Annotated in this window: 19 protein-coding genes; 7 read left to right on the forward strand and 12 right to left on the reverse strand. The window is 73.6% G+C overall.

Annotation, left to right across the window (positions count from 1 at the left end; all coding sequences use genetic code 11):
* Positions 1–4: 4 nt before the first annotated feature.
* The 4 genes from ACIBPB_RS29080 to ACIBPB_RS29095 form a co-directional block, all read right to left on the reverse strand.
* A complete protein-coding gene (locus ACIBPB_RS29080; protein WP_396842633.1) occupies positions 5–571 on the reverse strand; it encodes a hypothetical protein in 567 nt (188 codons plus the stop codon).
* Between the two features lie 40 nt (positions 572–611).
* Positions 612–1661 carry a type III polyketide synthase gene (locus tag ACIBPB_RS29085; protein ID WP_396842634.1) on the reverse strand — a complete coding sequence of 350 codons (1050 nt, stop codon included), beginning with the start codon at positions 1659–1661 and terminating at the stop codon, positions 612–614.
* A 140-nt stretch (positions 1662–1801) separates the two neighbouring features.
* Positions 1802–2968: an acyl-CoA dehydrogenase family protein gene (locus ACIBPB_RS29090; protein WP_396842635.1), complete on the reverse strand. Its 1167-nt coding sequence runs from the start codon at positions 2966–2968 to the stop codon at positions 1802–1804.
* 42 nt (positions 2969–3010) lie between these two features.
* Positions 3011–3769 (reverse strand): methyltransferase domain-containing protein, encoded by a 759-nt coding sequence (locus ACIBPB_RS29095; protein ID WP_357316752.1) that lies wholly within the window; start codon positions 3767–3769, stop codon positions 3011–3013.
* A gap of 46 nt (positions 3770–3815) precedes the next feature.
* Between ACIBPB_RS29095 and ACIBPB_RS29100 the strand changes: the two genes are divergently transcribed.
* From ACIBPB_RS29100 to disA, 4 genes are all read left to right on the forward strand, one after another.
* Positions 3816–4655: a UbiA family prenyltransferase gene (locus ACIBPB_RS29100; protein ID WP_396842636.1), complete on the forward strand. Its 840-nt coding sequence runs from the start codon at positions 3816–3818 to the stop codon at positions 4653–4655.
* A 142-nt stretch (positions 4656–4797) separates the two neighbouring features.
* Entirely contained in the window at positions 4798–5550 is a 753-nt protein-coding gene (locus tag ACIBPB_RS29105) for a hypothetical protein (protein ID WP_396842637.1), read from the forward strand.
* Positions 5551–5656: 106 nt separating this feature from the next.
* On the forward strand, positions 5657–7111 hold the full coding sequence (radA, locus tag ACIBPB_RS29110; RefSeq protein WP_396842638.1) for a DNA repair protein RadA: 1455 nt from the start codon (positions 5657–5659) through the stop codon (positions 7109–7111).
* Positions 7112–7253: 142 nt separating this feature from the next.
* The gene (disA, locus tag ACIBPB_RS29115) at positions 7254–8438 is read left to right on the forward strand and encodes a DNA integrity scanning diadenylate cyclase DisA (protein ID WP_396842639.1); all 1185 of its coding nucleotides are present in this window, start codon (positions 7254–7256) and stop codon (positions 8436–8438) included.
* A gap of 51 nt (positions 8439–8489) precedes the next feature.
* Here the strand turns inward: disA and ACIBPB_RS29120 are convergent, their stop codons facing one another.
* From ACIBPB_RS29120 to ACIBPB_RS29130, 3 genes are all read right to left on the reverse strand, one after another.
* Complete coding sequence (locus ACIBPB_RS29120) at positions 8490–9245, reverse strand: hypothetical protein (protein ID WP_396842640.1); 756 nt, start codon at positions 9243–9245, stop codon at positions 8490–8492.
* 130 nt (positions 9246–9375) lie between these two features.
* Complete coding sequence (locus ACIBPB_RS29125) at positions 9376–9939, reverse strand: peptide deformylase (RefSeq protein WP_396842641.1); 564 nt, start codon at positions 9937–9939, stop codon at positions 9376–9378.
* Entirely contained in the window at positions 9936–10448 is a 513-nt protein-coding gene (locus tag ACIBPB_RS29130; RefSeq protein WP_046562695.1) for a glycine cleavage system protein R, read from the reverse strand. Before ACIBPB_RS29130 ends, ACIBPB_RS29125 begins: the two co-directional genes overlap by 4 nt.
* A 589-nt stretch (positions 10449–11037) precedes the next feature.
* Between ACIBPB_RS29130 and ACIBPB_RS29135 the strand changes: the two genes are divergently transcribed.
* A complete protein-coding gene (locus ACIBPB_RS29135; RefSeq protein WP_396842642.1) occupies positions 11038–11943 on the forward strand; it encodes an A/G-specific adenine glycosylase in 906 nt (301 codons plus the stop codon).
* A gap of 260 nt (positions 11944–12203) precedes the next feature.
* Here ACIBPB_RS29135 and ACIBPB_RS29140 read toward each other — a convergent pair whose 3' ends face one another.
* The 3 genes from ACIBPB_RS29140 to lysS form a co-directional block, all read right to left on the reverse strand.
* Positions 12204–14741 carry an ATP-dependent Clp protease ATP-binding subunit gene (locus ACIBPB_RS29140; RefSeq protein WP_357316775.1) on the reverse strand — a complete coding sequence of 846 codons (2538 nt, stop codon included), beginning with the start codon at positions 14739–14741 and terminating at the stop codon, positions 12204–12206.
* A gap of 477 nt (positions 14742–15218) precedes the next feature.
* On the reverse strand, positions 15219–15569 hold the full coding sequence (locus tag ACIBPB_RS29145; RefSeq protein ID WP_396842643.1) for an Lsr2 family protein: 351 nt from the start codon (positions 15567–15569) through the stop codon (positions 15219–15221).
* A gap of 112 nt (positions 15570–15681) precedes the next feature.
* Positions 15682–17190, reverse strand: coding sequence for a lysine--tRNA ligase (gene lysS, locus ACIBPB_RS29150; RefSeq protein WP_396842644.1), 1509 nt, complete (start codon positions 17188–17190; stop codon positions 15682–15684).
* A gap of 91 nt (positions 17191–17281) precedes the next feature.
* Between lysS and ACIBPB_RS29155 the strand changes: the two genes are divergently transcribed.
* On the forward strand, positions 17282–18022 hold the full coding sequence (locus ACIBPB_RS29155; protein ID WP_396842645.1) for a class I SAM-dependent methyltransferase: 741 nt from the start codon (positions 17282–17284) through the stop codon (positions 18020–18022).
* Between the two features lie 35 nt (positions 18023–18057).
* Positions 18058–18798 carry a class I SAM-dependent methyltransferase gene (locus ACIBPB_RS29160; protein ID WP_396842647.1) on the forward strand — a complete coding sequence of 247 codons (741 nt, stop codon included), beginning with the start codon at positions 18058–18060 and terminating at the stop codon, positions 18796–18798.
* Between the two features lie 72 nt (positions 18799–18870).
* Here ACIBPB_RS29160 and ACIBPB_RS29165 read toward each other — a convergent pair whose 3' ends face one another.
* Both ACIBPB_RS29165 and nadC read right to left on the reverse strand, forming a co-directional pair.
* Positions 18871–19629, reverse strand: coding sequence for a type III pantothenate kinase (locus tag ACIBPB_RS29165; protein ID WP_357316791.1), 759 nt, complete (start codon positions 19627–19629; stop codon positions 18871–18873).
* Between the two features lie 77 nt (positions 19630–19706).
* Positions 19707–20603, reverse strand: coding sequence for a carboxylating nicotinate-nucleotide diphosphorylase (gene nadC, locus ACIBPB_RS29170; protein WP_396842648.1), 897 nt, complete (start codon positions 20601–20603; stop codon positions 19707–19709).
* Between the last annotated feature and the right edge of the window lie 38 nt (positions 20604–20641).

Raw genomic sequence — 20641 nt, forward strand, 5'->3', positions numbered from 1 at the left:
GCGCTCAGGACACCGCCGCGAGCCGGGCGTCGAGGTCGACCTCGTCCCCGAGCGCGGCGAACCACACCAGCAGCGGCCGGTTCCCCGTCTCCAGCACCACGACCTCGGGCGCACCGCCGCAGCTCACCGTGCGCTCCGGCTCGGCCGCGGGCGCACCGGAGACCCCGACGACGACCGAGCCGGCGCCGGAGCAGCCGACCGTGAGCACCACCCGGTCCGCGTCCGACGCGTTCGTCTGGCGCCGCACCGGCGGGCCGTCCGGCAGCAGATGGGACCGTTCCCGCCACAGCACCTGCGAGTCGTCCAGCTGACGCACCGTGCCGTCGGGGGCCTGGTGGATCACCACCCGCTGGTCCGGGTCCGCATCCGGCCCCGGGAGCACCTGCCCGGTCCGAGCATCGATCGCCACGCGGAGGCCGGGCTCGAGGAAGGCGGCCGGCGACCCGGTGGGCCCCGGATCGGCGCGGTCGACGGCCGGCGCCGCGGCCCGCCACCACCACGCACCGGCGACCAGCGCCGCCACCGTCAGCCCGGCCAGCAGCACGCGCCGGGTCCGCTCGTCAGGGGTCACCCGCAGAGCGTATCGACGCGGGGCGGCGGTCGCCGTCCCGTCACGCGGTGCGCTCCAGCAGCGCCGCGTAGAGGGTGAGGCCCGGCCCGAAGGCGAGCATCACGACCCGCTCCGGCGACGGCTGCGTCCGGCGCAGCCGGTCCAAAATCAGCAGCACCGTCGGGGACGAACAGTTGCCGTGCTCGTCCAGGGTGGCCCGGGACGCCGCCAGCGCCGCCGGCGGCAGCGCCAGTTCCCGTTCGACCACGTTGAGGATGCGCGGGCCGCCCGGATGCACCGCCCACCCGTCCACCTCGGCGAGGCCGCGGCCGTGCCGGGCCAACAGGTCGTCGACCAGCGCCCGGACGTGCCGGGAGAGCACCTGCGGCACCTTCGGCGACAGCCCCATCCGGAAGCCGGCGTCGGTGACGTCCCAGGTCATGTGGTCCGCCGTGGAGGTGTCCGTGACCGAGGTGATCTCACGCAGCGCGTACCCCCGGCCGCCGGGGACGACCACGGCGGCGACCGCGGCGTCCGAGAAGAGCGCGTGCGAGACGATCTGCTGGGTGTCCACCCGGGACCCGGCCGGCTGGATGTGCAGGCTGGTCAGCTCCGCGCAGAGCAGCAGCGCCGGCCGGCCCCGGGCGGTCACGAAGTCGCTCGTCGCGCCCAGCCCCGGCAGGGCCGCGTAGCAGCCCATGTGGCCGACGAACATGCGCTGGGTGTCCGAGGCCATGCCCAGGTCCCGGGCGAGCAGGATGTCCAGCCCCGGGGTGGCGTACCCGGTGCACGAGCAGACCACGAAGAGCCCCACGTCGCCCGCGTCCAGCCCGGCGGCGGTGAGCGCCCGGCTCACCGCCTCCTTGCCGAGCGGCAGCGCCTCGACCTGGTAGCGGCGCATCCGGCGCTCGGTGGGCCACTCCGAGACGTCCTCCAGCAGCGGGTTCACCGCCGCCTGCCGGCGGGACACCCCGGAGTTGGCGAAGATCCGCTCGGCCAGCGCCCGGGTCGTCCCGGAGAAGTGCTTCGAGAAGAAGCCCGTCCACAGCTCCTCCTGCCCGGCCGTCGGCGGTTGCGCCGTGCCCAGGCCCGCGATCACCGGCACCGCCATGTCCCCCACCTCTCGTCCCGTGTCCCCACCGTCACCAACGAGCGCCCCCGCCCGAGGAGAGCGCCGGTCGCGGATCCGGCTCGCGTCGCGCGCTCAGCCGGCCCCGGCCACCGGCCCCGCACCCCGGCGCGCTCACCCGCTCACCAGCGCGGCGCCGAGCCGTCGCGGTCGGGGTCGCCGCCGAGCGCGGCGATGCCCAGCCAGTCGGCGCAGACGTCCGAGGTCGCCGGGTGCAGCGAACCGCAGCGGGCGTCCCGGTAGAGCCGCTCCAGGGGATGGCCCCGGCGGGTGGCCGAGGTGCCGGCGGCCTCCAGCATGGACGCGGCCACCTCGGCGGCGGTGGTGCCGGCGAGCAGCTTGGCCCGCCACACCCAGCGGTTGGTCTCCGCGTCCCCCGGCGCCTCGTCCACCCGGCGGGCCGCCTCGGCCACCACCAGCTCGGCCGCCGCCACCGCCGCGTCGGCGCGGCCGAGCCGGGCCCGGACCGCCGGCAGCCCGGCCAGGTTCCGGGCGTTCAGGTGCTCGGCGGCGGCGTCGATGGCCGCCCGGGCCACCCCGACGTAGACCGCGGCATAGCTGGCCACCAGCCAGTGCGGCATGAGCTGGGCAACCACCAGGGCCAGCCCCTCCACCCCGCCGAGCAGCCGGTCGGCCGGCACGGTGACGTCCAGGTGCAGGTCGTGCGAGGCGGTGGCGCGCATGCCGAGCGCGTCCCAGGTGGGCTCGACGGTGATCCCCTGCCCCGCCGGCACCAGGAACTGCGAGACCACCGACTGGTCGGTGGCGCTGCGCGCGGCCACCAGGTAGCCGTCCGGGTGCCCCGCGCCCGAGCAGAACGTCTTGCTGCCCTTGACGTGCCAACCGCCCTCGACCGGCTCGTAGACCGTGCTCAGCTGGGACAGCCGGGCGCCAGCGCCCCGCTCGCTCATGGCCACCGCGTACCAGGAGCCCTCGGCGGCCGCGCGGAGCAGGCGGTCCCGCGCGGCCAGCGCCTCCGCCGGTACGCCCAGCGCCTCGGCCAGTTCCTCGGTGACCGCGCCCAGCGCCCCGGTCACCGAGGCGTGCATGTTGAACACCAGGGCGGTCGCGCCGTTGCCCCGGGCCAGCTCGGTGGCGACGGCGGCGTACTCGGCGAAGGTGGCGCCCAGGCCGCCCAGCTCCCGGGGCACCATGAGGCCGAAGAGCCCGGCCTCCCGCAGGTCGGCGAAGTCGTCGACCGGGAACGAGCCGTCCCGGTCGTGCTGCGCCGCCCGCGCGGCCAGTCGCGGCGCCAACCGGCGGGCCGCCTCCAGCGCGTGCACAGTCATGTAGCCCCCTTCTCGGCGTCCCAATACCCCGGGCGGCCCCGGCTACCCGTTCCGGACCCCACGGCCCTGGTAGAGCACGGCCGTCGACCAGGTCGGCACGATCCGCGGCGACGTCCCGGTCGGACGGTCACCGGCACCGCGCAGCCGGCGCAGCAGCCAGGCCAGCGTGCCGCCGAACGCCGGCCGGATCCCGCGCAGCCGCAGCGTCACGCCGTGCCGGGCGGCCTCGGCGGCCAGCGCCCGGGCGTCCACGAACAACCGTGGATCGTGGATGCCGCGCGGCACGGTGGGCAGCCGCTCGCCGATCTCCACCGCGACCAGCCGGGCCAGCAGGGTGTCGTTGAGGGTGTCCAGCACCAGCAGGCCGCCCGGACGCAGCAGCCGGCACGCCTCGGCCACCACGCGGCGCCAGTCCGGCACGTGTTCGAGCAGCTCGCCGGCGGAGACCACGTCGGCACAGCCGTCGGCGAGCGGCACCGCCGTGGCGTCGGCCCGGACCACCGTGACGCCGTGCGCCGCGGCCAGGTCGAGCGCGGACCGGGTCAGGTCGACCCCGACGTGCCGGTAGCCCTTGCCGGCCAGGTGCGGGGCGAGCAGGCCGGCGCCGCAACCGAGGTCGACCAGCAGCGCGTCCGGCCGGGACGCCGGGGGCACCAGCGCGGCGCGGGCCTGGGCCAGCCAGTGCAGCATGGCGAACGCGCCGTCCGGTCGCCACCACTCGCCTACCAGGTCGTCGTACTGCCGGGGATCGTTGCGTGGCAGGACGCGGGGCGGGGTGGACACCGGGGCCGCGTCTCGCATGCCACCGAGCGTGGCACGACTCCCGGGTAACGACCAGACTTCCCTTATGTCGTCGTCGGTGTTAGGGCTGGTCAGGGCGAGCCATCCGGAGCCCACTGTGGCGGTCACCGGGGTGGCCGGGCTGCTGGCCGCCGCGGTCGGGCACCGTCCGGCCGGGATCGTCGCGGTGCTGCTCACGGTGCTGGCCAGCCAGCTCGCGACGGGGTGGAGCAACGACCTGGTGGACGCCGACCGGGACGCCGCGGTGGGGCGTACCGACAAGCCGGTGCCCGCCGGCGCGGTGTCCCGGCGAACCCTCGCCCTGGCCGTCCCGGTGGCAGCGGTGGCCACCGGCCTGATCGCGCTGACCACCACCGGGCCGGCGGCCTGGTGCGTCCTGCTCGGTCTCGCCTCGGCGCTGCTCTACAACCGGCCGCTCAAGTCGACGCCGGTCTCGGTGCTGCCGTACGCGGTCTCGTTCGGCTCGCTGCCGGCCTTCGTGGTGCTGGCGCTGCCCGGCGCCCCCGCCCCGCCGGTCTGGCTGGTGGCCGCCGCCGCCTGCCTCGGCGCCGGGGCGCACTTCGCCAACGTGCTGCCCGACCTGGCCGACGACGCCCGCACCGGGGTGCACGGGCTGCCCCACCGGCTCGGGCCGGCGGGCAGCCGGGCGGCCGCCGCCGGGCTGCTCCTCGCGGCCACCGTGATCCTCGTCGTCGGCCCACCCGGGCCACCGTCCTGGACCGGGCTGTCCGCGGTCGCGGCCGCCGTCGCGGTGCCGGCCCTCGGCTGGTACGCGGGCCGCCGCGCGGCCCGGGCCGGCGGCCGGCCGGTGGCCGCCTTCCGGTCCGTGCTGGTGGTGGCCCTGATCGACGTGGCCCTGCTGCTGGCCAGCGGCCGGGTGGTCTGACCGGCACCCGGGAAGGGTGGCATTACCGGGTCGGCGTGCGGCCCTCGATCAGCTCCAACTACCCTGGAGCGCGGTCTGCGCGGGTATGGCCACCCCGTGTCCGGCGTCCCGCCGGCTGGGGATCGTGACGAGGAGGACCGACGTGACGCGCTCGATCAGGGGTTCCCGGGGTGCGGCCCTGCTGCTGGCCGGCTCGGCGGCGGCGAGCCTGCTGCTGTCCGGGTGTGGCGCCGGCCAGGTGGCCGAGACCGCCAACAAGATCCCGTCGGTGCAGGGCGTCAACGTCCAGACTCCCGACAACCTGTACAAGGTGCGCGGCCTGTACGTGCAGTTCCCGGGCACCAAGGGCTACGAGGCCGGCGCCAACGCGCCGCTCAACGTCGTGATCTACAACGACAGCCAGACCCCGGTGACGGTGACCGTCAGCACCGACGGCGCCCGCGACATCCAGCTCGCCGGCGCGACGCCCGGCGGCGAGGGCGCGACCCCCACCGGCTCGCCGACCGAGCCGGCGTCCGCGTCGCCCACCGCCACCGACCCGAACGCGTCGCCGAGCCAGTCGCTCGGCACCACCGAGTCCCCCTCGGCCAGCCCCTCCGCGTCGCCGAGCGAGACGGCCCCGGCCGGCCGGCCCGCCCGGATCGAGATCCCGGCCCTCGGCTACGTCCAGCTGAACAGCGACAGCGACCAGTTCCTCCAGCTCGTCGGCCTGAACGACAAGCTGCTCACCGGCCAGCAGGTCGGCCTGACCTTCGACTTCGGCAACGGCAAGGTGATCAAGACCGCCGCTCCGATCGGCGTACCGCTGACCCCGAACGCGCCCGCCTCGCCGGTGGTCCACCCGCGCGAGGAGGCCGGCGAGCAGGGCGGGGTCGAGGGCGGCGGGCACGACTGACCCACCCCCGAGCATCCGACGACGCCGTCGGTGTGGCCACCGCCACGCCGGCGGCGTCGCCGCTTCCGGATGGGCTTTCGTCGTACCGCCCGGTTAGCGTCCTGGGGTGAGCACCTCCCGAGCCCCCTCCTCCCGCGCCACCGCCGCCACCGGCCGGAGCCGGGGCGCCGCCCGCGAGCCGCGCCCGGCCTACGAGTGCGACGCCTGCGGCCACCAGCCACCCAAGTGGGTCGGCCGCTGCCCGGAGTGCGGCGAGTGGGGCTCGGTGGTCGAGTGCACGGTCAGCGGCCCGATGGTCTCCGGCCGGGTGGTCAGCTCCCGGCTGCCCGCCGAGCCGGCCCGACCGATCGCCACCATCAGCGCGGCACCCGCCCGGGCCCGGCCCACCGGGGTCAGCGAGCTCGACCGGGTGCTCGGCGGCGGCCTGGTGCCCGGCGCCGTGGTGCTCCTCGCCGGTGAGCCCGGGGTCGGCAAGTCCACCCTGCTGCTCGACGTGGCCCAGCAGTGGGCGGCGGGCGCCGGCAGCCCGTCGCTGGTGGTCAGCGGGGAGGAGTCGGTCAGCCAGGTGCGGCTGCGCGCCGAGCGGATGGGCACCCTGCACGACCAGCTCTACCTCGCCGCGGAGAGCGACCTGTCGGCGGTGCTCGGCCACCTCGACGCGGTCAAGCCCGGGCTGCTGGTGCTCGACTCCGTGCAGACCATCTCGACCACCGGCACCGAGGGCGTGCCGGGCGGGGTCACCCAGGTCCGCGCGGTCACCGCGGCGCTGGTCGCGGTCGCCAAGGAGCGGGGCGTCGCCACCGTGCTGGTCGGCCACGTGACCAAGGACGGGCAGGTCGCCGGCCCCCGGGTGCTGGAGCACCTGGTCGACGTGGTGCTGCACTTCGAGGGCGACAAGCACTCGTCGCTGCGGATGGTGCGCGGCGTGAAGAACCGGTTCGGCGCGGCCGACGAGGTGGGCTGCTTCGAGATGCACGAGGGCGGCATCAGCAGCCTGGCCGACCCGTCCGGGCTGTTCCTCACCCGCTACTCGGAGCCCGTGCCGGGCACCTGCGTCACCGTGGCGATGGAGGGGCGGCGCGCGCTGGTCACCGAGGTGCAGGCGCTGATCGGCGCGACCGTGGCCGGTTCGCCCCGGCGTACGGTCTCCGGGCTGGACGGCGCCCGGCTGGCGATGGTGCTGGCGGTGCTCCAGCGGCGCACCGAACGGCTGACCCTGCACGACCGCGAGGTCTTCGCGGCCACCGTGGGTGGCATCCGGGTGGTCGAGCCGGCCGCCGACCTGGCGGTGGCGCTGGCGGTGGCGTCCGGCGGGCTCAACCTGGCCATCGCCCCGCACCTGGTGGCGATCGGCGAGGTGGGGCTCACCGGCGAGGTGCGCCGGGTGGGCGCGGTGCCGCGGCGGCTGGCCGAGGCGGCCCGGCTCGGTTTCCGGCTGGCCCTGGTGCCGCCCGGATGCGGCCCGGGCAGCAGTGGAGTGGTGCCCGAGCAGATGCGCGTGATCGAGGTCACGGACGTGCGCGGGGCGCTCCAGGCCGCCGCCCGCGCGTCGGTGGAGTGACCCGAGGTGAGCGTGCGGCGGGACCGCCGGGTCGATTCCGGACAGCGGGCGCAGCGGGTCGACGACCGCAGGAGCCGGACATCGTGACACATCACAGTAACCACGAGAGCACCCACCGCACGGCAGTCCGTAGACTGTGCCCGTGCCGATCGACCGCGATGCCACCAAGCCCGCCGCGACGACGCCGCACGCCCGCACCGGTGCCGTGGGCTCCGCCGCCCGTCCGATCAGCGTGAGCGTCACCGGGAGCATCGGCGGGGCCGGCGGCGACCCGCTGCGGGCCAACCTCGCCCTCATGGCGCCGGGCACCGCCCTGCGCGACGGCCTGGAGCGGATCCTGCGCGGACGCACCGGCGCGCTCATCGTCCTCGGCTACGACAAGGTGGTCGACTCGATCTGCACCGGCGGCTTCCCGATGGACGTGGAGTTCTCCGCGACCCGGGTCCGGGAGCTGTGCAAGATGGACGGCGCCGTGGTGCTCTCCAGCGACGGCACCCGGATCGTCCAGGCGGGCGTGCACCTGATGCCCGACCCGTCCATCCCCACCGAGGAGTCCGGGACCCGGCACCGCACCGCCGAGCGGGTGGCCCGGCAGACCGGCTACCCGGTGATCTCGGTGAGCCAGTCGATGCGGATCATCAGCCTCTACGTCAACGGCCAGCGGCACGTGCTGGACGACTCGGCGGCGATCCTGTCCCGGGCCAACCAGGCGCTGGCCACCCTGGAACGCTACAAGCTGCGGCTGGACGAGGTCTCCGGCACGCTCTCCGCGCTGGAGATCGAGGATCTGGTCACCGTGCGGGACGCCGTGGCCGTGGTGCAGCGGCTGGAGATGGTCCGCCGGATCGCCGACGAGATCGCCGGGTACGTGGTCGAGCTGGGCACCGACGGCCGGCTGCTCGCCCTCCAGCTCGACGAGCTGATGGCCGGCGTGGACGCCGACCGCACCCTGGTCATCCGGGACTACCTCCCGGTCGGGCGCAAGTCGCGCACCCTCGACGAGGCGCTCGTGGAGCTGGACCTGCTCAGCGCCACCGAGCTGATCGACCTGGTCGCGGTCGCCAAGGCGATCGGCTACCCGTCCGCGTCGGACGCGCTGGACGCGGCGGTCAGCCCGCGCGGCTTCCGGCTGCTGGCCAAGGTGCCCCGGCTCCCCGCCGCCGTGGTGGACCGGCTGGTGGTGCACTTCGGCAGCCTCCAGCGGCTGCTCGGCGCGACGGTGGAGGATCTCCAGGCGGTGGAGGGGGTCGGCGACGCGCGGGCGCGCGGCGTCCGCGAGGGGCTGTCCCGGCTCGCCGAGGCGTCCATCCTCGAGCGCTACGTCTGAGCCACGCCGCGCCGGCGGCGGTCAGGTTGGTGATGGTCGCGCCGGCGGCGGTCAGTTGGTGATGGTGAGCCGCACCGGCTCGCTGAGCTTGGTGCCCACCCGCGCGAAGACGTGATAGGTGCCGGCCGGGGCGTCCTGGCCGGCGGCCACGCCGTTCGCGCACTTCGTGCTCTCCATGCCGTTCCAGTCCAGCTCGTAGGAGCGCTCGAAGTTCGGGGTGAACGACTGCACGTCGGAGCCCGTGCCGGTGCCGCAGGTGTCCGAGGACCAGATCCGGTCCGCGCCGGCCTTGATGAACAACTCCTGGAGGTCGGCGCCGACGTTGCGGCTGCAGGTCCGCTCGGAAATGTTCTTGATCTTGAGGCGGAGGATGACGTGCGCGCCCGACCGCGCGGTGGTCGGCAAGGCCATCGCGGTCACCTTGATCTCCGAATCGGTGCAGGTTCCGTCGTCGACCACCGGGTTGACCGGCGCGCCGGCCCCGCCGTCGCCCGTCCCGGTGCCGCCGCCCGCCGGGCCACCCTGACCGCCCTCCGAGCCGCCCGAGTTCCCACCCGAATCGCCCGACGTCGGGCTCGCGGTCGGCGGGTTCCCGCTCTGCGGAGTCAGCACCGAGCCGGTCGGGGCCGGCTGCTGGCCCTTGGCGGTCGGGCTCGTGGAGGCGCCCGTGCCGGACGAGCCGGTCTTGCGCTCCGACCCGCTGCACGAGTAGAGCACCACGATCAGGAAGAGCAGTCCCGCTCCGAGTACGACGGCGCGACGCCGCCAGTACACGGCGGGAGGCAGGGGGCCGACCGTCAGACGCATGATGCGTTCACCGTAGCGGCGTACCGCGCGACGCGGGGGCGCGACGCGCCGAGCGGGACCGCCCCCACCGCCCGGCACGGCCACAGTGGACACGCACGGTCACCGCGTGCCGTCGCCCGGCGGCGCACCGTCAGAGGTAGACCGTGCGCTGGTAGATGCCGTGCGCGCCGGCGACCCGGTCGAGAAAGAGCAGCCCCGCGCAGTGGTCGATCTCGTGCTGCAACGCCCGCGCCTCGAAACCGTCGGTCACCAGCCGGACCGGGTCACCGGTGCCCGGAAGCACGCCCTCCACCACCAGCCGGGTGGCCCGCTTCACGTCACCGGTCAGGTCCGGCACCGACATGCAGCCCTCCCGGCCGGCCTTCCAGCGGGTCGCCTCCACCACTGTGGCATTGCAGAGCACGAAGGTGCCGTGCACGGTGACCGCCTTCGGATGCCCGGTCACGTCCACCGCGAACACCTGGGCGCTCACCCCGACCTGCGGCGCCGCCAGACCCACACAGCCGGGCGAGATCCGCATGGTGGCGACCAGGTCCGCGGCGAGCCGGACCACCTCCGCCGACGTCGGATCCACGGCCGGGCCGGGCCGCCGGAGCACCGGGTCCGGGGCGGACACCACGGCGCGTACCTCGCCGGGCAGGCCCAGCGACTCGGGCGTCCAACCGCCCAGGCCGACGTACTCCTGCGCGGTCACAGCAGGTCCGTGTCCGCCGGCCGGAGGCTGACCCCCACGCCCAGCTCGGCAGCGGTACGGGCGAGCCGGCCGGCCACCTCGTCGGAGCTGCCCGGCGGCAACTCCACCTCGGCCACCACCACGTAGAGCGAGCCAGTCAGCCGGGTGCTCAGATCGGTGACGTTGCCACCCGCGTCGGCCAGCACCCGGGTCATCGCGGCCACGATGCCCATCCGGTCGGCGCCGTGCACCGCCAGCACGTACGGCTCGCCGGCCGACGCCGCCTGCCCGTCCGGGGTGACCACCCGTACGGTCGCCAGCAGTTGACCGTCGGCGGCGAGCGGGGCCAGCGCGGCCTCCACGTCGGCGGCGGCCGGGCCCACGCAGATCAGGGTCATCGCGAAGTGTCCCCGCAACCGGGTCATCGTCGAGTCGGTGAGGTTGGCGCCCAACCGGGCGAGCACCTCGGCGACGTCGGCCACGATGCCCGGCCGGTCCCGGCCGATGACGGTGATCGCGAGCTCGTTCATCCGGACATTCTGCCCCGACCGCCCCGATCGGCCGCGCAGGCCCACCCCGGCCCGCCCAACCTGCGGGAAGCCGCCGCCCGGGCCGGCCACGTCATCCGAGCGGAGTGCCGTGCCGCCCCCGAGACACCCATCGTGTTCCTGGTCCTCGTGCCCGGTCTCCACGCCGCCTCGGTCCTCGGCCACCACCTCCTCGACCTCTACCGGCTCTGCGCACTCGCCCGACCCAGGGCAACCGCCTCTGCTGGTTTCGCGCCTGTCGAGCTGAGTCGGATACGACATCAAGTCGGCTGTCGCGGTGCCTCGATCTGTCCGTGATGTCGCCTGACCGGCGAACGCGCCGGACCCGTTCGAGTCGAATACGACGTCAGCTCGACAGCGGCACAGGGCGACCTCCCCGGCCGCCCGTGACCGGCGCGCGGCCGGCCAGCCTGACGGACGGAAGGGCGGCCTGGTTCGTGGGGCGGCCCGGCGGGACGGGCGGCCCGGCGGGAGGGGGCAGCCCGCTGAGTGGGGCGGCCCGGTGGGACGGGCGGCCCGGTGGGAGGGCCCGCGCTGGCGATCCGTCGCCCGTGACATCATCGGCGGCGCGATGTCTGAGCCCACGTTCGCCACCCTGGTCAGCCGCTGGTTCGAGCGGAACGCCCGCGACCTGCCGTGGCGCGAGCCGGGCGTCGGCGCCTGGGCCATCCTGGTCAGCGAGGTCATGCTCCAGCAGACGCCGGTGGCCCGGGTGCTGCCGGCCTGGTCGGCGTGGCTGTCCCGCTGGCCGACTCCGACCGCGCTGGCCGAGGACACCCCCGCCGAGGCGATCCGGATGTGGGGACGGCTCGGCTACCCCCGGCGGGCGGTCCGGCTGCGGGACTGCGCGGTGGCGATCGTGGAGCGGCACGGTGGCGAGGTGCCGGACCGGTTGGACCAACTCCTGGCGCTGCCCGGCGTCGGCACGTACACGGCCCGGGCGGTGGCCGCGTTCGCGTACGGGCAGCGGCACCCGGTGGTGGACACCAACGTACGCCGGGTGGTGTGCCGGGCGATCGCCGGCGAGCCGGACGCCGGCCCGACCACCCGCCCCGCCGACCTGGTCGCCACCGAGGAGTTGCTGCCCACCGAGCCGGCCGCCGCGGCGCTGGCCAGCGCGGCGTTCATGGAACTCGGCGCGGTGGTCTGCACGGCCCGCGCGCCCCGCTGCGAGGTCTGCCCGGTCGAGTCGATCTGCGCCTGGCGCGCCTCCGGCCGACCGGCGCCGACCGGCCCGACCCGCCGCCCCCAGCGCTACGCGGGCACCGACCGGCAGGTACGCGGTCTGCTGCTCGCCGTGCTGCGTGAGGCCACCGGACCGGTGCCGCACCAGCGGCTGGACCAGGTCTGGCACGACGACGTGCAGCGGGCCCGCGCCCTGACCGGGCTGGTCACCGACGGCCTGGTGGAACCGGTCGGCGAGGAGTCGTTCCGGCTGGCCGGTGACGGCCCACCGGTCCCGCTAACTCACCCCTGACCCACCCCGCCGCTGCTTGATCCACTCCGGTTGCGGCAAAGTGTGCCATCCCCGTCCAGCGAAGCCACGAGTTGCCGCAACCGGAGCGAACCGACCCGGCCCAGCGGGTCAGCCGGGCCCCGGCGAGCCGGCCAGCGGGCCAGCCGGGCCGACCCGGCCCAGCGGGCCAGCCGGCCCAGCGGGGCGAGGGCGGGGAAAAGGCGACGGCCCCGGTCGGCTTTCGCCGGCCGGGGCCGTCGCCCTCGATCAGTTGACCCGGGTCACGCCGCGTCGTCCGCGCCCGTGGCGGCGGTGCCGCCGAGGTCCGCCGGGACCGCGTCCGGCACGGCCACCGGCCGGTCGGCGCCCCGGAAGACGAGCTTGGACTTGTCGATGTTTTCGGGGTCGCCCTCGCAGTCCACCACCACGATCTGACCCGGGGTCAGCTCGTTGAAGAGGATCCGCTCGGACAGGTTGTCCTCGATGTCGCGCTGGATCGTGCGACGCAGCGGCCGCGCGCCCAGCACCGGGTCGAAGCCCTTCTTCGCCAGGTACTTCTTGGCGTTGTCGGTCAGCTCCAGGCCCATGTCCTTGTTCCGCAGCTGCGTCTCGATCCGCTGGATCATGATGTCCACGATCTGGAGGATCTCGTTCTCGCGCAGCTGGTGGAAGACGATGGTGTCGTCGATCCGGTTCAGGAACTCGGGCCGGAAGTGCTGCTTGAGCTCGTCGTTGACCTTCTGCTTCATCCGGTCGTAGTTGGACTCGGAGTCCTCAGAGGCCTGGAAGCCCAGCGACACCGCCTTGGCGACGTCCCGCGTGCCGAGGTTGGTGGTCAGGATGATGACCGTGTTCTTGAAGTCCACGATCCGGCCCTGGCCGTCGGTGAGCCGCCCGTCCTCCAGGATCTGGAGGAGCGTGTTGAACACGTCCGGGTGGGCCTTCTCGATCTCGTCGAAGAGGACCACCGAGAACGGCCGACGGCGCACCTTCTCGGTCAGCTGGCCGCCCTCGTCGTAGCCGACGTAGCCGGGAGGGGCACCCACCAGCCGGGAGACCGTGTAGCGGTCGTGGAACTCGGACATGTCCAGCTGGATGAGGGCGTCCTCGCTGCCGAACAGGAACTCGGCGAGCGCCTTGGAGAGCTCGGTCTTACCCACGCCGGACGGGCCGGCGAAGATGAACGAGCCGGACGGGCGCTTCGGGTCCTTCAGGCCGGCCCGGGTACGCCGGATCGCCTTCGAGACCGCCTTGACCGCGTCCTCCTGGCCGATGACGCGCTTGTGCAGCTCGTCCTCCATGCGCAGCAGGCGCGAGGTCTCCTCCTCGGTCAGCTTGTAGACCGGGATGCCGGTCCAGTTGCCGAGCACCTCGGCGATCTGCTCGTCGTCAACCTCGCTGACGACGTCCAGGTCACCGGCCTTCCACTCCTTCTCCCGCTGGGCCTTCTGGCCGAGCAGCTGCTTCTCCTTGTCGCGGAGCTGCGCCGCCCGCTCGAAGTCCTGCGCGTCGATCGCGGACTCCTTGTCGCGGCGGACCTGGGCGATCCGCTCGTCGAAGTCACGCAGGTCTGGCGGCGCGGTCATCCGGCGGATCCGCATCCGGGCGCCGGCCTCGTCGATCAGGTCGATCGCCTTGTCCGGCAGGAAGCGGTCGGAGATGTACCGGTCGGCCAGGGTGGCAGCCGCCACCAGCGCGGCGTCCGTGATCGAGACGCGGTGGTGCGCCTCGTAGCGGTCCCGCAGGCCCTTGAGGATCTCGATGGTGTGGGCCAGCGAGGGCTCACCCACCTGGATCGGCTGGAAGCGGCGCTCGAGAGCGGCGTCCTTCTCCAGGTGCTTGCGGTACTCGTCCAGGGTGGTGGCGCCGATGGTCTGCAGCTCACCGCGGGCCAGCATCGGCTTGAGGATGCTGGCGGCGTCGATCGCGCCCTCGGCGGCACCCGCACCCACCAGGGTGTGGATCTCGTCGATGAACAGGATGATGTCGCCGCGGGTGCGGATCTCCTTGAGCACCTTCTTGAGGCGCTCCTCGAAGTCACCGCGGTAGCGGGAACCGGCGACCAGCGCGCCGAGGTCGAGCGTGTAGAGCTGCTTGTCCTTCAGCGTCTCGGGCACCTCGCCCTTGATGATCTTCTGGGACAGCCCCTCCACCACGGCGGTCTTACCGACGCCGGGCTCACCGATCAGGACCGGGTTGTTCTTGGTACGGCGGGAGAGCACCTGCATGACCCGCTCGATTTCCTTCTCGCGCCCGATGACCGGGTCGAGCTTGCCCTCGCGGGCGGCCTGGGTCAGGTTGCGGCCGAACTGGTCCAGCACCAGGCTGGTCGACGGCGCGGCCTCGCCCGGCGCGGCGCCCGCCGCGGCCGGCTCCTTGCCCTGGTAGCCGGAGAGCAGCTGGATCACCTGCTGGCGGACCCGGTTGAGGTCGGCGCCGAGCTTGACCAGGACCTGGGCGGCGACGCCCTCGCCCTCGCGGATCAGGCCGAGCAGGATGTGCTCCGTGCCGATGTAGTTGTGGCCGAGCTGCAGCGCCTCGCGCAGCGACAGCTCCAGCACCTTCTTGGCCCGCGGCGTGAACGGGATGTGCCCGCTCGGCGCCTGCTGGCCCTGGCCGATGATCTCCTCGACCTGCTGACGGACGCCCTCGAGGGAGATGCCGAGGCTCTCCAGGGCCTTTGCCGCGACACCCTCACCCTCGTGGATCAGGCCCAGCAGGATGTGCTCCGTACCGATGTAGTTGTGGTTGAGCATCCGGGCCTCTTCCTGGGCCAGGACGACAACCCGTCGCGCTCGGTCGGTGAACCGCTCGAACATGCCCTCGTGCTCCTCACGTGCCGTGCGCCTTGATGGTCAAGATCTTGGCGGGGCCGGTGCGCGGACGTCCGGGACGGGCGTCCGTGCCTCCTTACTCTATCGCCGCGGACCGCCTTCGCTGAGGTCGTGTGTCCTCGCGAAGGGCCGTTCCCACGTCGTATCTGACAACCGTCCGCGCTCAGGAGGTGTTCCGGTACCCCTGCCTGTACGCGCAGAGCGAAATTCGCTGGGAGCCGGCAACCACCGTCCGGGCGGTCCAGTGCCCCCGGGCCGGGCCCGGGCGGTCTCTCCACAGCCTGTGGACGAAATCTCCACCGCCTGTGGACAACTCGGTCCGGGGGCGGTTTCTTCCCCGGTCCCGGGCCGGTCCCGCCGAGGCCCGCCCGCAACCGGACAGCCCACGCAGTCAGGCCCAAACGGCGACGCCGGCCCGGAAGGTGCTCCGGACCGGCGTCGGCGTCGCCCGTGGTGGTCGGCTCAGTGGCCGGCCTTCGAGTGGTACTCCTCGACGATCTCCTGCGGAATCCGACCCCGGTCGGAGATGTCCTTGCCCGCCTTCTTGGCCCAGGCCCGGATCGCCTTGTTCTGCTCCCGGTCGGCGGTGGCGCCGCCCCGGCCCCGGGCGGCCCGGCCGCCCACGACCACACCGCCGCGCCCGACCTTGGTCCCGTGCGCGATGTACTGCGCGAATACGTCGCGCAATTTCTCGGCGTTCGACGCCGAGAGGTCGATCTCGTACTGCACGCCGTCCAACGCGAACTTGACGGTCTCGTCAGCGTCCCCGCCGTCCAGGTCATCGACCAGCTTGTGAATGATCTGCTTGGCCACGTCCCACATTCCTTTCGAGCAGGGTTGTGCTCCTGCAATACAGGAGCACAATAACCCGCCCGATGCTTGCCGCGTCAATGGGTTCCGGTAACAACCCGGGAACGGGGTGCCGCTACTCTGGCCGGACCAACGGGAACAGGATCGTTTCCCGAATTCCGAGCCCGGTCAGCGCCATCAACAGACGGTCGATTCCCATTCCCATACCACCGGCCGGCGGCATTCCGTACTCCATCGCCCGAAGAAAGTCCTCGTCGAGTCGCATGGCCTCGTCGTCGCCGCGCGCGGCGAGCTGCGCCTGGGCCACCAGCCGCTCCCGCTGCACCACCGGGTCGACCAGCTCGGAGTACGCCGTGCCCAGCTCGAAGCCGAGCACGTAGAGGTCCCACTTCTCGGCCAGCCCCGGCTCGTCGCGGTGCGCCCGGGTGAGCGGGCTGGTCTCCTCCGGGTAGTCCCGGACGAAGGTGGGCGCCTGCAGCGACGGCACCACCAGCTCCTCGAAAAGCTCCTCGGCCAGCTTGCCCGGACCCCACTTCGGGTCGACGGAGAGGCCGACCTTGTCCGCGTACTCGACCAGGCGGGTCCTTTCGGTGCGGACGGTGACCTCCTCACCGAGCGCTTCGGAAAGGACACCGAAGAGCGACACCGACCGCCACTCGCCACCCAGATCGAACTCGCGGCCGTCGGCGTGGGTCACCACGGTCGAGCCGCTCACCGCGAGCGCCGCCTGCTGCACCAGATTCCGGGTCAGCTCCGCCATCGTGTTGTAGTCGCCGTACGCCTGGTAGGCCTCGAGCATGGCGAACTCCGGCGAGTGCGTGGAGTCGATGCCCTCATTACGGAAGTTGCGGTTGATCTCGAAGACCCGGTCGACGCCGCCCACCACGGCCCGCTTGAGAAACAGTTCCGGCGCGATTCGCAGATACAGATCGGTGTTGAGCGCATTGCTGTGGGTCACGAATGGGCGGGCCGCCGCGCCACCGTGCAGCAGCTGGAGCATCGGGGTCTCCACCTCGATGAAGTCCTGGCCGTGCAGGGTGTCCCGCAGGCTGCGCACCGCCGCCGCGCGGGTCCGCACCATCTGCCGCGCCTGTGGGCGGACCACGAGGTCCACGTACCGCTGGCGGACCCGGGCCTCCTCGCTCAGCGGCTTGTGCGCCACCGGCAGCGGGCGCAGCGCCTTGGCGGTGACCGCCCACTGCTCGACCAGCACCGACAGCTCACCGCGCCGGCTGGTGATCACCTCGCCGGTCACCCCGACGTGGTCGCCGAGGTCGACCAGGCGCTTCCAGTCCTCCAGCCGCTCCGCGCCGACCCGGTCCAGCGAGAGCATCGCCTGCAACTCGGTGCCGTCGCCGTCGCGCAGGGTGGCGAAGCAGAGCTTGCCGGTGTTGCGTACGAAGATCACCCGGCCGGTCACCGAGACCCGGTCGCCGGTGGCCGTGTCGGTGGGCAGCTCGGCGTACTGCTCGCGGACCCTGGCCAGGGTGCTGGTCCGCGGGTAGCCGATCGGGTAGGGCGCGACGCCCTCGGCGAGCATCCGGTCCCGCTTCTCCCGGCGGACCTTCATCTGCTCCGGAAGATCGTCGGCGGGGTCCACTGGCAGGGCGTTCTGCTCGGTCACGGGAGCTTCCTCAGGCTTGGGAGATATCGGCGGGTCAGCCCATGAGCGTACTCAAGCGCCCGGCCGGCCGTTACGGGATAACCTGCCGCCCATGACCGACTCCACCGAGGCCCTCTCCTTCGGCGTGGCGGCCGCCGACTACGACCGCTACCGGCCCCGGTATCCGGAGGCGGCGCTGCGCTGGGCGGTGGACGGCCTCGCCGCGCCCACCCGCACCGTGGACCTGGGCGCCGGCACCGGGATCGTCACCGCCGGGCTGCTCGCGCTCGGCCACCAGGTGACCGCCGTCGAACCCGATCCGGGCATGCGGGCCCAGTTCGCGGCCGTACTGCCGGGCACCCCGGCACTGGCCGGCAGCGCCGAGTCGATCCCGCTCCCCGACGGGTACGCGGACGCGGTGCTGGTCGGCCAGGCGTACCACTGGTTCGACCGGGAGCGGGCGCACCCCGAGGTCGCCCGGGTGCTGCGGGCCGGGGGGACCTTCGCGGCGGTCTGGAACCTGCGCGACGACCGGGTCGGCTGGGTGACCGAGCTGAACCGGATCGCCGAGATCGGCGACACCGTCGACCACCTGCGAGCCACCGTGACCGGCTTCGGCCCCCGGTTCGCCACCCCGGAGTGGGCGGAGTTCGGGCAGGTCACCCCCCTCGCCCCCGACGATCTGCTCGGCATGGTGCGGACCCGGTCGCACTACCTGACGGCCGAACCGGCGCGGCGCCGCGAGGTCGAGGCGGAACTGGGTGAGTTGCTCACCACCCACCCCGACCTGGCCGGCCGGGACATCATCGACCTGCCCTACCGCACCCTGGTCGCCCGCGCGCACCGCCACTGATCCCCGGCGGCCGTCCGCCGCACTAGCCTCACCGGATGACCAACCCCCACCAGGCGCTCTCCTTCGGCGCCGCCGCGGCCGCGTACGACCGGTTCCGTCCCCGCTATCCCGAGGCGGCGCTGCGCTGGGCGCTGGACCGGGTGCCCGCCCCGGCCCGGCTGGTCGACCTCGGCGCCGGCACCGGCATCCTCACCCGTGGCCTGCTCGCCCTCGGCCACCAGGTCGTACCCGTCGAACCGGACCCGGGGATGCGGGCGGAACTGGCCGCCGCCACCCCGGGCACGGCGGCGCTGGCCGGCAGCGCCGAGTCGGTGCCGCTGCCGGACGGCACGGCGGACGCGGTGCTGGTCGGTCAGGCCTACCACTGGTTCGACCGGGAGCCCGCGCACGCCGAGATCGCCCGGGTGCTGCGGCCCGGCGGCACCTTCGCGCCGATCTGGAACGTCCGGGACGAGCGGGTGGACTGGGTGGCGGAGCTGACCCGGATCGCCCACCTCGGCGACAACGCGGGTGACGTGACCGAGAAGTACGCCGACTTCGGTCCCGGTTTCGCCGCGGTGGAGCTGGGCGAGTTCGCCCACGCCACCACGCTCACCCCGGACGAGGTGCTGGGCATGCTGCACACCCGCTCCTCCTGGCTGACCGCCTCGGCAGCAGACCGGGAGCGGATCGACCGGGGCGTCCGAGGTCTCTTCGCCAGCCATCCGGACCTGGTCGGACGGGAGGCGGTCGAACTGCCGTACCGCACGCTCGTCCTCCGGTCCCGGCGGCGCTGAACCACGGCGGGTCTCCGGGCGGCCCGGCCGGCGGAGGGGACAAGCCGGACCGCCCGGACACCGCCACCAGGATCAGAGGTTGCGCTCGTACACCATCCGCAGGCCGATCAGGGTGATCATCGGCTCGTGGTGGGTGATCGTGTGGCACTCGTTGAGCACCAGCGAGGCCAGCCCGCCGGTGGCGATCACCGCCTTGACCTCGCCCAGCTCCTGGGTCATCCGCTCGACGATCCGGTCCACCTGCCCGGCGAAGCCGAAGTAGAGCCCGGCCTGGAGGCATTCCACCGTGTTCTTGCCGATCACCGAGCGGGGCCGGGTGGCCTCCACCTTGCGCAACTGGGCGGCGCGGGCCGCCAGCGCGTCGAAGGAGATCTCGATGCCGGGGGCGAACGCGCCACCCAGGAACTCGCCCCGGTCGCTGATCACGTCGAAGTTGGTGGTGGTGCCGAAATCCACCACGATCGACGGCCCGCCGTAGAGGGTGTACGCGGCCAAGGTGTTGACCACCCGGTCCGCGCCCACCTCCTTCGGGTTGTCGATGGCGAGCTGCACCCCGGTGCGTACGCCGGGCTCGACGATCACGCTCGGCAGGTCCGCGTAGTAGCGGGAGAGCATGGTGCGCAGCGAGCGCAGCGCGGCCGGCACCGTCGAGCAGGCGGCCACTCCGGTGATCTCCACGGCGTCGCCGGCCAGCAGGCCCCGGAACATCAGCCCCAGCTCGTCCGCGGTGGACCGGGCATCGGTCTTGATCCGCCAGTTGTGCACCAGCTTGTCGCCGTCGAAGGTCGCCAGCACGGTGTTGGTGTTTCCGATGTCGATGCAGAGCAGCACGACCGCAGCCTAGACCGCGCCCCTCGCGGCGGTGAGCGCGAGGAGCGCGCCGGGTCGGCACCCGCGCCGCCGCGGGTTCACTCCTCCCGCAGGTCCAGCGCGATGTCCAGGATCGGCGAGGAGTGCGTCAGCGCGCCCACCGAGAGGAAGTCGACGCCGGTCGCGCCGTACTCGGCGGCCACCGGCAGGGTGAGCCCTCCGGTCGCCTCCAGCTCGGCCCGGTCGCCCACCGCGGCGACCACCTCGCGCAGCTGCGCCGGGGTCATGTTGTCCAGCAGCAGGAAGCCCGCCCCCGCCTCGACCGCCTCCACCGCCTCGGCCAGGGTGTCCACCTCGACCTGGACGGGCACGTCCGGGAACGCCTCCCGGACCCGACGGTAGGCCGGCCCGATCCCGCCGGCGGCCACCTTGTGGTTGTCCTTGATCATGGCAACGTCGTGCAGGCCCATCCGCTTGTTGGTGCCGCCGCCGGCGCGGACCGCGTACTTCTCCAGGGCCCGCAGGCCCGGCGTCGTCTTGCGGGTGTCCAGCACCATCGCCTTCGTGCCGGCCAGGGCGTCGGCCCAGGCCCGGGTGTGGGTGGCCACCCCGGACATCCGGGAGAGCAGGTTGAGCGCCGTCCGCTCGGCGGTGAGCAGCAGCCGGGTCGGGCCGGTCACGGTGGCCAGCACATCGCCGCGCGCCACCCGCTGCCCGTCCTGGGCCACCAGCGACACCTCGACGGTACGGCCCGCCCCGGTCACCTCTCCCACCAGCTCGAACACGGCCGCCGCCACCGGCAGCCCGGCCACCACGCCGGCCGACCGGGCGACCAGGTCACCGGTGTCGGTCTGCGCGTCCGGGATGGTGGCGACGCTGGTGATGTCGAGGAAATCCGGGCCCAGGTCCTCGGTGAGCGCGTCGACGATCACCCGCCGGACCCGCTCCGGGTCCAGGCCACCGTCCCGCAGCGCCTGCTGAGTCGACTCCCTCACCGTGCCTCCTTCGTTCCCGGCCGCCCGGCTCGCCCGAC

Origin of the sequence: Micromonospora sp. NPDC049836 (genome assembly GCF_044465125.1) — a bacterium.
Taxonomy (GTDB): Bacteria; Actinomycetota; Actinomycetes; order Mycobacteriales; family Micromonosporaceae; genus Micromonospora.

What these genes read in the sequence shown, in the direction of transcription:
- ACIBPB_RS29090 (WP_396842635.1), bottom strand. Translation starts at nt 2,968, where the DNA reads ATGACTGTGCACGCGCTGGAGGCGGCCCGCCGGTTGGCGCCGCGACTG.
- ACIBPB_RS29120 (WP_396842640.1), bottom strand. Translation starts at nt 9,245, where the DNA reads ATGCGTCTGACGGTCGGCCCCCTGCCTCCCGCCGTGTACTGGCGGCGT.
- ACIBPB_RS29160 (WP_396842647.1), top strand. Translation starts at nt 18,058, where the DNA reads ATGACCAACCCCCACCAGGCGCTCTCCTTCGGCGCCGCCGCGGCCGCG.
- ACIBPB_RS29140 (WP_357316775.1), bottom strand. Translation starts at nt 14,741, where the DNA reads ATGTTCGAGCGGTTCACCGACCGAGCGCGACGGGTTGTCGTCCTGGCC.
- ACIBPB_RS29135 (WP_396842642.1), top strand. Translation starts at nt 11,038, where the DNA reads ATGTCTGAGCCCACGTTCGCCACCCTGGTCAGCCGCTGGTTCGAGCGG.
- ACIBPB_RS29130 (WP_046562695.1), bottom strand. Translation starts at nt 10,448, where the DNA reads ATGAACGAGCTCGCGATCACCGTCATCGGCCGGGACCGGCCGGGCATC.
- ACIBPB_RS29095 (WP_357316752.1), bottom strand. Translation starts at nt 3,769, where the DNA reads ATGCGAGACGCGGCCCCGGTGTCCACCCCGCCCCGCGTCCTGCCACGC.
- ACIBPB_RS29100 (WP_396842636.1), top strand. Translation starts at nt 3,816, where the DNA reads ATGTCGTCGTCGGTGTTAGGGCTGGTCAGGGCGAGCCATCCGGAGCCC.
- ACIBPB_RS29085 (WP_396842634.1), bottom strand. Translation starts at nt 1,661, where the DNA reads ATGGCGGTGCCGGTGATCGCGGGCCTGGGCACGGCGCAACCGCCGACG.
- ACIBPB_RS29155 (WP_396842645.1), top strand. Translation starts at nt 17,282, where the DNA reads ATGACCGACTCCACCGAGGCCCTCTCCTTCGGCGTGGCGGCCGCCGAC.